The 12,382-nt window shown below is 58.6% G+C and carries 14 protein-coding genes; 9 read left to right on the plus strand and 5 right to left on the minus strand.

Annotation, left to right across the window (positions count from 1 at the left end; translation table 11 throughout):
• Positions 1-127: 127 nt before the first annotated feature.
• Positions 128-1,333 (minus strand): tyrosine--tRNA ligase, encoded by a 1,206-nt coding sequence (gene tyrS / locus ACP7CZ_RS24550; protein WP_054896812.1) that lies wholly within the window; start codon positions 1,331-1,333, stop codon positions 128-130.
• 209 nt (positions 1,334-1,542) lie between these two features.
• Here tyrS and ACP7CZ_RS24555 point away from each other — a divergent pair, with 209 nt between their 5' ends.
• Positions 1,543-2,955 (plus strand): peptidoglycan DD-metalloendopeptidase family protein, encoded by a 1,413-nt coding sequence (locus tag ACP7CZ_RS24555; protein WP_057978484.1) that lies wholly within the window; start codon positions 1,543-1,545, stop codon positions 2,953-2,955.
• 3 nt (positions 2,956-2,958) lie between these two features.
• The gene (locus tag ACP7CZ_RS24560) at positions 2,959-4,050 is read left to right on the plus strand and encodes an anhydro-N-acetylmuramic acid kinase (RefSeq protein WP_197900137.1); all 1,092 of its coding nucleotides are present in this window, start codon (positions 2,959-2,961) and stop codon (positions 4,048-4,050) included.
• Positions 4,051-4,114: 64 nt separating this feature from the next.
• Here the strand turns inward: ACP7CZ_RS24560 and erpA are convergent, their stop codons facing one another.
• Entirely contained in the window at positions 4,115-4,465 is a 351-nt protein-coding gene (gene erpA, locus ACP7CZ_RS24565; RefSeq protein WP_003176443.1) for an iron-sulfur cluster insertion protein ErpA, read from the minus strand.
• Positions 4,466-4,630: 165 nt separating this feature from the next.
• Complete coding sequence (argC, locus tag ACP7CZ_RS24570) at positions 4,631-5,665, minus strand: N-acetyl-gamma-glutamyl-phosphate reductase (protein ID WP_096144476.1); 1,035 nt, start codon at positions 5,663-5,665, stop codon at positions 4,631-4,633.
• A 134-nt stretch (positions 5,666-5,799) separates the two neighbouring features.
• Between argC and hemJ the strand changes: the two genes are divergently transcribed.
• The 6 genes from hemJ to coq7 all read left to right on the plus strand — a co-directional run bounded on the left by hemJ (position 5,800) and on the right by coq7 (position 10,207).
• Positions 5,800-6,228, plus strand: a complete 429-nt coding sequence (gene hemJ / locus ACP7CZ_RS24575; RefSeq protein ID WP_197900138.1) for a protoporphyrinogen oxidase HemJ — start codon at positions 5,800-5,802, stop codon at positions 6,226-6,228.
• Between the two features lie 24 nt (positions 6,229-6,252).
• On the plus strand, positions 6,253-7,215 hold the full coding sequence (locus tag ACP7CZ_RS24580) for an NAD(P)H-dependent flavin oxidoreductase (RefSeq protein ID WP_057978479.1): 963 nt from the start codon (positions 6,253-6,255) through the stop codon (positions 7,213-7,215).
• A 68-nt stretch (positions 7,216-7,283) separates the two neighbouring features.
• Positions 7,284-8,240: a DUF805 domain-containing protein gene (locus ACP7CZ_RS24585; protein ID WP_054896807.1), complete on the plus strand. Its 957-nt coding sequence runs from the start codon at positions 7,284-7,286 to the stop codon at positions 8,238-8,240.
• A gap of 61 nt (positions 8,241-8,301) precedes the next feature.
• Positions 8,302-9,090, plus strand: a complete 789-nt coding sequence (locus ACP7CZ_RS24590; protein WP_003194680.1) for an SDR family NAD(P)-dependent oxidoreductase — start codon at positions 8,302-8,304, stop codon at positions 9,088-9,090.
• 45 nt (positions 9,091-9,135) lie between these two features.
• Complete coding sequence (locus tag ACP7CZ_RS24595) at positions 9,136-9,474, plus strand: histidine triad nucleotide-binding protein (protein WP_003194682.1); 339 nt, start codon at positions 9,136-9,138, stop codon at positions 9,472-9,474.
• Positions 9,475-9,559: 85 nt separating this feature from the next.
• A complete protein-coding gene (coq7, locus tag ACP7CZ_RS24600; RefSeq protein ID WP_034128808.1) occupies positions 9,560-10,207 on the plus strand; it encodes a 2-polyprenyl-3-methyl-6-methoxy-1,4-benzoquinone monooxygenase in 648 nt (215 codons plus the stop codon).
• Positions 10,208-10,254: 47 nt separating this feature from the next.
• On the opposite strand, the gene ACP7CZ_RS24605 is transcribed toward coq7, so the two are convergent.
• Positions 10,255-10,677 carry an OsmC family protein gene (locus tag ACP7CZ_RS24605; RefSeq protein WP_003194686.1) on the minus strand — a complete coding sequence of 141 codons (423 nt, stop codon included), beginning with the start codon at positions 10,675-10,677 and terminating at the stop codon, positions 10,255-10,257.
• Positions 10,678-10,924: 247 nt separating this feature from the next.
• On the opposite strand from ACP7CZ_RS24605, the gene crp reads away from it, so the two are divergent.
• Positions 10,925-11,569 (plus strand): cAMP-activated global transcriptional regulator CRP, encoded by a 645-nt coding sequence (gene crp, locus ACP7CZ_RS24610; protein ID WP_054920677.1) that lies wholly within the window; start codon positions 10,925-10,927, stop codon positions 11,567-11,569.
• On the opposite strand, the gene ACP7CZ_RS24615 is transcribed toward crp, so the two are convergent.
• Complete coding sequence (locus ACP7CZ_RS24615) at positions 11,566-12,261, minus strand: lipoate--protein ligase family protein (protein ID WP_054920679.1); 696 nt, start codon at positions 12,259-12,261, stop codon at positions 11,566-11,568. The genes crp and ACP7CZ_RS24615 overlap by 4 nt on opposite strands.
• Positions 12,262-12,382: the final 121 nt, after the last annotated feature.

Below are 12,382 nucleotides of genomic sequence, written 5' to 3' on the forward strand. Positions count from 1 at the left end.
CGATGAACTGAAGCAACTTGCTGCCGAAAACTGCGTAACTCATTGTTTACCAAGGAGTTTTCCGTTTCGACTGCGCCGGAAGTGGGGCGAATTATAGACAGATATAATTCGCCGTCAACACCTATTTTCAGACTTGTTCGGATTTCAGCGTAATACGCGCAAATGCCTTCTTCCCCGCCTGGCAAACGTGAGTCGCGCCCAGCTCGTATATAAAGGTGCGATCAACCACCTCACCATCTATACGTACACCGCCCGAACCCAAGAGATCACGCGCGACCGCCGAATTCTTCACCAGGCCAGCCTTGTTAAGCACAGCCGCAATCGGCATCGCCTCAGCAGCAGTCAATTCAATTTCCGGCAGATCGTCAGGCAGCTCGCCGTCTTTCATGCGATTACCTGCCGCGCGGTGAGCACTGGCCGCAGCCTCCTCACCATGGAAACGCGCAACGATTTCTTCAGCCAGCTTAATCTTCACATCGCGAGGATTAGCGCCCGCCTCGACATCCGCACGCAGCGCATTGATCTCGTCCATCGAGCGGAAGCTCAACAGCTCGAAGTAGCGCCACATCAGCGCATCCGGAATAGACACCAACTTGCCGTACATCACACCTGGTGCTTCCTGGATACCGACATAGTTCCCCAGAGACTTGGACATCTTCTTGACGCCATCCAAGCCTTCCAACAGCGGCATGGTCAGAATGCACTGAGCCTCCTGACCATAGGCGCGTTGCAATTCACGCCCCATCAGCAGGTTGAACTTCTGATCGGTGCCACCCAACTCAACGTCCGCGCGCAGCGCCACCGAGTCGTACCCTTGAACCAGCGGGTAAAGGAACTCATGGATGGCGATTGGCTGATTGGTCGAGTAGCGCTTGTCGAAGTCATCGCGCTCGAGCATGCGTGCCACGGTGTACTGGGACGTCAGACGAATGAAATCTGCCGGCCCCATTTTGTCCATCCAAGTGGAGTTGAACGCCACCTCAGTCTTGGCTGGATCAAGGATCTTGAATACCTGGGTCTTGTAGGTCTCGGCATTATCGAGCACCTGCTCACGAGTCAGCGGCGGGCGCGTAGCGCTCTTGCCGCTTGGATCACCGATCATCCCAGTGAAGTCACCTATAAGGAAGATGACCTGATGGCCCAACTCCTGAAACTGACGCAGCTTATTAATAAGCACGGTATGACCCAGGTGCAGATCCGGCGCAGTCGGATCAAAGCCAGCCTTGATACGCAGGGGTTGGCCACGCTTGAGCTTTTCGATCAGCTCGGCCTCGACCAACAGTTCTTCCGCACCACGTTTTATCAGCGCTAGCTGCTCTTCAACCGACTTCATAACAGACCCGCAAGGCTCAGATTCAAAAGGGAACCAACCATACAAGATCAGGGACTAATTACAAGTTTTGCCCTGCGCACGGACACCGTTCAGCAAGCCCAACGTTCGCGAGCTTGCGCCACAGATGATTTGGTTATATTTTATACAGTTATTTCATCTTCATCATGTCATTCATCTTTTCCATTTCATCTTCAAAGTCAAAATTACTTATGACCACTGAACCGTCTAAAGCGCCGCCGCTTTACCCGAAGACCCACCTGCTCGCCGCAAGTGGTATCGCCGCCCTTCTCAGCCTGGCACTGCTGGTATTCCCTTCCAGCGACGTTGAAGCCAAACGAACATCCCTGAGCCTCGATCTGGAAAGCCCAGTTGAACAACTGACACAAGATCAAGACGCTTCCGACGCTCAACAAGCCACAAATGCTCCGGCCGAATCACCTTTCGCACAGATCGAAAGCGCTCCAGAAGACACTCAACAAGCCACCCAGGAAGCACCTGCGGCAACCGCAGCCAAGAATCCCCAGCACCGCGAAGTCATCGTGGGCAAAGGCGACACACTATCTACCCTGTTCGAAAAGGTTGGATTGCCTGCCGCTGCTGTAAATGAAGTGCTCGCCAGCGATAAGCAAGCCAAGCAATTCACTCAGCTCAAACGTGGCCAAAAGCTCGAGTTTGAGCTGACGCCAGACGGCCAGCTGAACAACCTGCACACCAGTATCAGCGACCTGGAAAGCATCAGCCTGAGCAAAGGCGCCAAAGGCTTCGCATTCAACCGAATCACCACCAAACCCGTCATGCGTTCCGCCTACGTACATGGCGTGATCAACAGCTCCCTGTCGCAATCGGCCGCGCGTGCGGGCCTGTCGCACAGCATGACCATGGACATGGCCAGCGTTTTTGGCTACGACATCGACTTCGCCCAGGACATCCGTCAAGGCGATGAGTTCGACGTGATCTACGAGCAGAAAGTAGCCAACGGAAAAGTCGTGGGCACTGGTAACATCCTGTCTGCACGCTTCACCAACCGCGGCAAAACCTACACCGCCGTGCGCTACACCAACAAACAAGGCAACAGCAGCTACTACACAGCTGATGGCAACAGCATGCGCAAGGCTTTCATCCGTACCCCCGTTGACTTTGCTCGTATTAGCTCGCGTTTCTCCATGGGCCGCAAGCATCCAATTCTGAACAAAATTCGCGCACACAAGGGCGTCGACTATGCCGCGCCGCGTGGCACGCCAATCAAAGCGGCGGGCGACGGCAAGGTCTTGTTGGCAGGGCGCCGTGGTGGTTACGGCAATACGGTGATCATCCAGCACGGCAACACTTACCGCACGCTGTACGGCCACATGCAAGGCTTTGCCAAGGGCGTCAAGACTGGCGGCAACGTGAAACAGGGGCAAGTGATCGGCTACATCGGCACTACCGGCCTCTCCACCGGCCCGCACTTGCACTACGAGTTCCAGGTCAACGGCGTACACGTCGACCCATTGGGCCAGAAGCTGCCGATGGCTGACCCGATTGCCAAGGCCGAACGCGCGCGCTTCATGCAGCAGAGCCAGCCGCTGATGGCACGCATGGATCAAGAGCGCTCCACCATGCTGGCTTCGGCGAAGCGTTAAGGTATGCCGCTCTATATCGGTGTGATGTCCGGGACCAGCCTCGACGGCCTGGATATCGCCCTTATCGAACAAGGCGCGGCGGTCAATCTGATCGCCACTCATTACATCCCGATGCCTGACGCCTTGCGCACAGAACTGCTGAGCCTATGCGCCAGCGGCCCGGATGAAATCGCCCGCTCGGCAATCGCCCAGCAACAATGGGTAACGCTCGCTGCACAAGGCATCCACGCCTTGATGGCTCAACAGAACCTCAAGCCTCAGGACATTCGGGCGATTGGCAGCCATGGCCAGACGATTCGCCATGAACCCGCCCGAGGCTTTACCGTTCAGATCGGCAACCCCGCCCTTCTCACCGAGCTGACAGACATCACGGTCGTCAGCGACTTCCGCAGCCGCGATGTCGCTGCCGGCGGCCAAGGCGCTCCATTGGTTCCAGCCTTTCATGAAGCCTTGTTCGGCGAGCAGACGGGCAATCGCGCGGTATTGAATGTCGGCGGGTTCAGCAACCTCAGCCTGATCGAGACGGGCGAGCCTGTCGCCGGTTTCGACTGCGGCCCGGGGAACGTCCTCCTCGATGCCTGGATTAACCTGCAGCGCGGCGAACACTTTGATCGGAACGGGCAATGGGCGGCCAGCGGCAAGGTCCAACCCCAACTGCTCAATACGTTGCTCAGCGATCCGTTCTTCATGACCAAAGGCCCAAAAAGTACGGGCCGCGAAGTGTTCAACCTGGCCTGGCTGCAGCAGCACCTTGGCCGTTTGCCCGCCTTTGAACCCCAAGACGTACAGGCCACCCTGCTGGAGCTGACCGCCCTGACCATCGTCGAGTCCCTGCAAAGCGCCCAGACTGACACAACAACCTTGCTGATCTGCGGGGGCGGCGCCCATAACGGGGCACTGATGAGCCGGCTGACAACGTTGCTGCCTTCCACTCATGTCAGCACTACAGCGGCCTACGGCGTAGATCCTGACTGGGTAGAAGCAATGGCCTTCGCCTGGCTGGCACATTGCTGCCTGGAAGGCATCGCCGCCAATCGCCCCAGCGTCACTGGCGCACGTGGGCTTCGAGTGCTTGGCGCGATCTACCCCGCCTGACCCCAGACAGCAAAACGCCGCTTGGCCCGTAAAAGCCAAGCGGCGTTTTTGTATCTGCTACCGATCAGATCGAGAACGAAGACCCGCAACCACATGTCGTGGTGGCATTAGGGTTCTTGATCACGAAACGCGAGCCTTCCAGACCTTCCTGATAATCCACCTCGGCACCTGCCAGGTATTGGAAGCTCATCGGATCCACGACCAGGCTCACACCCTCGCGCTCAACGATAGTGTCGTCATCGGCCACATCTTCATCGAAGGTAAAACCGTACTGAAACCCTGAACAACCGCCGCCCGTAACGAATACGCGCAGCTTCAAGCGATCATTACCCTCTTCATCGACCAGGCTCTTCACCTTGTGCGCAGCACCGTGGGTGAATTGCAAAGCCGTGGGGGTGAAGGATTCAACGCTCATGCTGATAATCTCCCGGCGTAGCGCCGCCATATGCGTAATGGCCGGTATTATCCGCTTCTCCTAGAAAAGCGGTCAACTATTGTTACGGTATATCAATCCGCCCAGCGACCATTAAAAATGCAAAAGGCCCGATCAACGGGCCTTTTGCGCAACGGTGAGCCCGCGTTAAGGCAACATCCCCGCGTGGGACAGGCCCAACTTCTCGTCCAGGCCGAACAGGATGTTCATGTTCTGCACCGCCTGGCCCGAAGCGCCCTTGACCAGGTTGTCGATCACCGACAACACCACCACCAGGTCGCCATCCTGCGGACGATGCACCGCAATACGGCACACATTGGCACCACGCACGCTGCGCGTTTCCGGATGGCTACCGGCCGGCATCACATCGACGAACGGCTCATTGGCATAACGCTTTTCAAACAGCGACTGCAGGTCTACCGAGCGATCGGTGACGGTCGCATACAGCGTGGAGTGAATCCCGCGGATCATCGGTGTCAGGTGCGGCACGAAGGTCAGCCCCACATCCTGGCCGGCAGCGCGACGCAAACCCTGGCGGATTTCCGGCAAGTGCCTATGACCTTTTACCGCATAGGCTTTCATGCTTTCCGACGTTTCGGAGTAAAGCGAACCTACCGCCGCACCACGGCCCGCACCACTGACGCCCGACTTGCAGTCCGCGATCAGGCGCGACGCATCCGCCAAGCCAGCCTCCAGCAATGGCAGAAAGCCCAATTGCGTCGCCGTCGGATAGCAACCCGGCACGGCAATCAGGCGCGCTTGCTTGATCTGCTCACGATTGACTTCCGGCAGGCCGTAAACCGCCTCTTCCAACAGCTGCGGCGCACCATGGGGCTGGCCGTACCATTTGGCCCACTCATCGGCGTCTTGCAGACGGAAGTCTGCCGACAAGTCGATAACCTTGGTGCCGGCCGCCAGCAGCTCGCCGGCCAACGCATGAGCCACACCGTGAGGCGTGGCGAAGAACACCACGTCGCAGGCAGCCAGGGTCTTGGTGTCCGGCACACTGAACGCCAGACCGTCATAGTGGCCTCGCAGGTTCGGGTACATATCGGCCACGGCCAGCCCGGCTTCGGATCGGGAAGTGATGACCACCACCTCAGCCTGCGGATGCTGAGCCAACAGACGCAGCAATTCGACACCGGTGTAACCCGTGCCGCCGACGATACCGACCTTGACCATAAACCTGCCCTCAACGAACCCACTGGAAAGCCGTCGATAATAGGGGCCGTATCGTCCTGCGACAACCGTCAACGTGACGTACGGGCGCATGAGCCACTACTATCTTCGCTACCGTGAACCTGGGAATAACTAAAATGCTCTATCTATGGGTCAAAGCCTTCCATATCGTCAGCATCGTTTGCTGGTTTGCCGGGCTGTTCTACCTGCCGCGCCTGTTCGTCTACCACACCCAAAGCGAAGACACCGTCAGCAAGGAGCGCTTCAGCATCATGGAGCGCAAGTTGTACCGTGGCATCATGGGCCCGGCGATGGTTGCCACACTGGTCTTCGGCATCTGGATGCTGGCCCTCAACCCAGGCATTTTCCAGTCAGGGGCCTGGATCCACGCCAAGCTGACCCTGGTCGTCCTGCTGATCGGCTATCACCACATGTGCGGCGCACAGGTAAAACGCTTCGCCCGTGGCGAAAACACCCGCAGCCATGTCTTTTATCGCTGGTTCAATGAGGTCCCGGTTCTGATATTGCTGGCTATCGTAATTTTGGTCGTGGTCAAACCGTTCTAACGTCAATTACTCGGGGAACCTCCAATGTCGCTGCCCGCTCTGCTGGAACAACGTCTGCGCCTGCCCGTGGTGGCCGCGCCGATGTTTCTGATCTCTAATCCGCAACTGGTCCTGGCCTGCTGTTGCAACGGGGTAGTTGGGAGTTTCCCGGCGCTCAACCAACGCGAAAGCAGTGGCTTCAAGGCCTGGCTGGAAGAAATCGAAGCGGGCTTGGCGCTGCTGGACAATCCTGCGCCCTATGCCGTGAACCTGATCGTGCACAACAGCAACCCGCGGCTGGAGGCTGACCTGGCGATCTGCGTCGAGCACAAGGTGCCCATCGTCATCACCAGCCTCGGTGCGGTAAAGGAACTGGTGGACGCGGTTCATAGCTACGGCGGCCTGGTATTTCATGACGTTACTACCCGACGCCATGCGGAAAAAGCCGCTGAAGCCGGCGTAGACGGCCTGATTGCCGTAGCCGCTGGCGCGGGTGGCCACGCTGGCACCTGGAGCCCCTTTTCGCTGATTGCCGAAATTCGCCAGTTCTTCGACAAAACCCTGCTGCTGGCGGGCTGCCTTAACCATGGGCACGAAATTCTTGCCGCCCAGATGCTGGGGGCAGACCTGGCATATTTCGGTACGCGCTTTATCGGCACCACCGAAAGTCAGGCACCGGATGCCTATAAGGAGATGCTGCTCACATCCCGCGCTGCCGACATCGTGCACACTCCTGCAGTCTCCGGCGTACCTGCAAGCTTTATGCGCCAGAGCCTGGAAAATGCCGGTTTTGACCTTGCTGCGCTTCAAGGCAAGGGTGAAGTCAATTTCGGTTCCAAGCTCAAGCCATTGAGCGATGAGGCCAAAGCGTGGAAAACTGTATGGTCTGCTGGCCAAGGCGTCGGTGAGATCAATGATGTACCCACTGTGGATGAGCTCATAACGCGCCTGGATGCCGAATACCGCAAAGCACGCGAGCACGCCGCGCAACTGCGCTGGCCACGCTGACCCACTGCAGGGCCTGCCAACTGGACAGGCCTGCATACTCTTCCTGATTAAGTGACAAGGATGCCCGCATGAGCGACAGCCGTTTCAAGATTGTGTTTGACGGAGCCTTGCGCCCAGGTGTCGAAAGCACCACCGCCAAGCTGAACCTCGCCGAACTATTCAAAAGCGATGTTGAAGCAATCGAAAAACTCTTCACCGGCCGCCCCGTCGCGCTCAAGCGCGACTTGTCCCAGCCCGACGCGCAAACTTACCTGACGGCACTGCACAATGCCGGGATCGACGCTCGCATCGAGGCCGAACAACCCGTGGCGTTCAACCTTGCAGAAACCCACGAGACGGACTCGTCAACCTCTGACCGCGCCGCTGCGTCGCCTTATGCACCGCCACGCGCCGCAGTTGGCGACGACCTGCCGGAGTTCGCCACCCTAAAGGTGTTCACCATCCACGGGCGCATCGGGCGCCTGCGCTACCTGGCTTGGACGCTGGCACTGACCGTCGCGATGCTGGTGGCAGCGGGCATCATCAGTACGGTGGGCTTCGCGGTGGCGACAGCCTCGCCAACCATAGCCATCATTATTGGCTCGCTGCTGGGTTTCGCGCTGTTTGTGGCATTGGTAGTGGTGAGCGTGCAAATCGGCGTGCAGCGCCTGCATGACCTGGGCTGGTCTGGCTGGCTGTACCTGCTCAACCTGGTTCCGCTGGTAAACAGCGTATTCCCACTGCTATTGCTGGTATTGCCAGGCAATACGGGCGCCAACCAGTACGGCGCGCCACCACCACGCAACTCCACTGCGGTGAAAATCCTGGCCTCGCTGTGGCTGGCGTTCATTCCCTTGATGCTCATCATCGTCGTCACCCTGGGTATGAATGGCTACCTGGACCAGCTTGAAGCCAACATGGACAGCAGCTACGAAAGCAGCTCCATTACCTCCGATGCAGACGCCGATCAAAGCGCTATCGTTGACGAAGCCGAAGCGCAAAGTGCTGACGATGCAGCCGAACCTGTAGACTCTCCAGAACAGTGAAGAAACGCCCGCCGCCTGTGACGCACTGTCATAGGCCGGTGGCGTTGCGATGGAGAAAGGCATGACCCGTTACGCTCTGATCACCGGCGCCTCCAGTGGCATCGGCCTGGCATTGGCCGAGGCCTTGGCACGGCGCGGCCGTAGCTTGATTCTGGTGGCCCGCCAGCGTGATCAGTTGGAAAGCATTGCATTGGAGTTGACCCAACGCTTCGGCGTCGAGGTGCTGTTTCGTGCCTGTGATTTGGGCGAGCCGCTGCGTTTGTCCGGCTTTTTGCTGGAACTCGAAGAGGGTGAGCGACAGATCGACCTGCTGGTCAACTGCGCCGGCATCGGCACCAGCGGGCCGTTCCTGGCCCAGGACTGGATGACCGAGCAGGACCTCATCGAAGTCAACATCCTGGCCTTGACCCGCATGTGCCACGCACTGGGCAATGCGATGGCCCTGCATGGCGGCGGGCAAATCCTCAATGTGGCTTCGGTCGCCGCCTTCCAGCCTGGGCCGTGGATGAGTAGCTACTACGCCAGCAAAGCCTACGTATTGCACTTCTCCGAAGGGCTGCGTGAAGAATTGAAGACCTGCGGCATCAAGGTTTCAGTGCTGTGCCCCGGCCCCACGCGCACCGCATTCTTCGGCACCGCGCAGATGGATACGGCGAAACTCGACCGCAGCCAGCAGCTGATGAGCCCGGAAGAAGTCGCGCTGTACACCGTGCGGGCGCTGGAAAAGAACAAGGCCATCATCATTCCCGGGCGCCGCAATCGTTGGCTGACGTTCAGCCCACGCCTGAGCCCCCGCTGGCTCACCCGCAAAATTGCCGGCGCCATCAACAAGGCCTATTGCCCACGCTGATGGCCTACGTACACTCACCTCACCTTTCACGATGGAGATACAGCTGTGGATACTCTGTTCACCAAGATCATCAACAGGGAAATACCGGCGAAGATCATCTATGAAGATGACCAAGTCCTGGCTTTTCACGATATCGCCCCGCAGGCGCCAGTGCATTTCCTGGTTATCCCGAAAAAGCCCATTCGTACCCTCAACGACCTGACCGAGGACGACAAGGCGCTGGCCGGCCATATCCTGTTCACCGCCCAACGCCTGGCCGTGGAACAAGGCTGCGAAAAAGGCTTTCGTGTGGTGATGAATTGCAATGAAGACGGCGGGCAAACCGTTTACCACATCCATATGCACGTGCTGGGTCAGCGCCAGATGAACTGGCCACCGGGCTGAGTGCACAAGGGCAAATTGACTCAGCACAAACGCTGGACGCTCTCTTGCGGTAAACTGGCCGCCGAGATTCTTCCCGGAGGTCAGCATGACTACCCAACGTCACTACTCGCCGATTGACCGTCTGTTGCTGCAAGCCGACATGGCCATGCGCACCCTGCTGCCGTTCAGCGGCCAGCCCTACCGTCCCTCGCCCGCCATCGTGCAGCCGGATGTACAGCTGAGCGACACCGATACCCGTCACGTCGCTGGCCTGATGCGCATTAACCATACCGGTGAAGTCTGTGCCCAGGCGTTGTACCAGGGCCAGGCGCTGACCGCCAAGTTGCCACAGGTACGCACGGCGATGGAGCATGCGGCCGAGGAAGAGATCGACCATCTGGCCTGGTGCGAACAACGCATCCGCCAGTTGGGCAGCCATCCCAGCGTGCTCAACCCACTTTTTTATGGCTTGTCGTTTGGTATCGGCGCGGCTGCCGGGCTGATCAGCGACAAAGTCAGCCTGGGGTTTGTGGCCGCGACAGAACATCAGGTGTGCAAGCACCTGGACGAACACCTGGAGCAACTGCCGGCCGAAGACGAAAAGTCACGGGCCATTCTTGAGCAGATGCGCATCGATGAAGAACACCACGCAGAGAGCGCGCTGGACGCGGGCGGCTTCCGCTTTCCAGCCCCGGTACGGTTCGGCATGAGCCTGCTGGCCAAGGTCATGACCAAAAGCACCTATCGAATCTGAACCGAAAAAAAGGGCGCCCGAAGCGCCCTTTCTTTTGCCTGCTGCAATCAACCCAACTCGATGATTTCGTAGTCGTGGGTAATGACCACGCCCGCGGCCCCCAGCATGATCGATGCTGAGCAGTACTTCTCGGCCGACAGCTCGATGGCCCGCTTGACCTGGGCTTCTTTCAGCGCCCGGCCCTTGACCACGAAATGCATATGGATCTTGGTAAAAACCTTGGGGTCTTCAGTGGCGCGCTCGGCTTCCAGGAAGGCTTCGCAGCTTTCCACGGCTTGCCGGGACTTCTTCAAGATGCTGACCACGTCGAAATTGCTGCAACCGCCCACACCCAGCAGCAACATTTCCATGGGGCGTACACCCAGGTTCCGACCGCCGGCTTCCGGCGGGCCATCCATAACCACCACGTGGCCGCTGCCCGACTCACCGAGGAACATGGCTTCGCCCGCCCATTGGATGCGTGCCTTCATCGCCCAGACTCCACTGCTAAAAAAGGGTCGCCAGCTTAGCACAGGGCCTTGAAACAGCAGCGCCCTGCATAAAATCGATAAATGACAGCGTTTGCCCGCTAAATTGGCTAATCGCGACAGAAGGTGTCTGGTAAGCTGGCGCCAAATGAATGGCGCATTGCCATGTCTTGTACGGCGTGTATCAATGAGATGCCGCTGGATAAAAACAACGCCAACGACACCGCGCAGTCTTTTTCGGGATACAACCATGGTTGCTCTTACTCCCACATCCAAGATCAAGAACCTCGACAAGCTGCTGCTTCACTGCCAGCGCCGACGTCATCCGGCCAAACACAACATCATCTGCGCCGGCGAGCGTTCAGAAACCCTGTTCTTCATCATCAAAGGCTCGGTCACCATCCTGATCGAGGATGAGGATGGCCGTGAGATGATCATTGCCTATCTCAACGCCGGAGACTTCTTCGGGGAGCTGGGTTTGTTTGAACAAGCAGGCAAAGAGCAGGAACGTAGTGCTTGGGTACGGGCCAAAGTTGAGTGCGAAGTGGCCGAAATCAGCTATGCGAAATTTCGCGAATTGGCCCAGCATGATCCGGACATCTTGTACGCCCTGAGCGGTCAGATCGCCCAGCGCCTGCGCGACACCACGCGTAAGGTCGGCGACCTGGCGTTCTTTGATGTCACTGGCCGCGTCGCTCGCTGCCTGCTGGAATTATGCAAACAACCCGACGCCATGACCCATCCCGACGGCATGCAGATCAAAGTCACGCGCCAGGAGATCGGACGTATTGTCGGGTGTTCGCGGGAAATGGTCGGCCGCGTGCTCAAGGATTTGGAAGAACGCAACCTGGTGCACGTCAAAGGCAAGACGATGGTGGTGTTCGGTACTCGCTAGAGCGGCAGGAAGCCAGCCAGCATCTGCCGGTACAACGTGTCGAGCCGACGGATCGCGTCCGGCGCGGGAAACGCTTCGTGCAGTGCGATATGGCTATCGGCGCGAACCCGCTGCTCCAAGCCGCAGGCTTGATTGAAGCGGTTGACCGCCGCAATCAATTCCTCACGATCATTCTCCAGCAACATCGCCCCATGCACCAACCCGACCGGGCGGCCACCGCTTTGCCGCCAACGCTGGGCAGTGCCCACCATTTTGCGGCCATTGAGGTTGACGTTGTAACGACCGTCGCAAAACGCACCGTCAATTTCGCCGACGGACGCATCGCCACCCAACTCGATCAACAGATCACAGATCGGTTGGCACAAGCGCTGATAGCCGGTTTCGATGCGCCCCTGGTCGCCTTCGCTACGCGGTGGGGCATAGACCAGGGCGATGTTGACCGTGGCGCCGGACTGCGGCACCGGCTCACCGCCGGTTTCACGCAGCAATACCGGCCAACCCGCATCGGCCGAGACCTGGCTCGCCACCGCGAATGCCGGCAGCCGGCTCAAACGGCGCGGCATGACCAGCGCTTGGTCACTGGGCTGCCAGAACAGCAATCCGAATGCCTGCTCACCCGCGCAAACCGCTGCCAATAGGTCTTGCTCGGCGGCAAGGCCTGCTTCGACAGTCATGATCACGGGCTGGAGCATCGAACACCTACCTACCTGAATAAACACAAAACCAATGTGGGTGCTGGCTTGCCTGCGATAGCGGTGTGTCAGCTACACAGAGGTTGGCTGACCCGCCGCTATCCAGGCAAGCCAGCGCCTA

This window comes from Pseudomonas sp. DWP2-2, assembly GCF_049897065.1.
Lineage (GTDB): Bacteria > Pseudomonadota > Gammaproteobacteria > Pseudomonadales > Pseudomonadaceae > Aquipseudomonas > Aquipseudomonas paracarnis.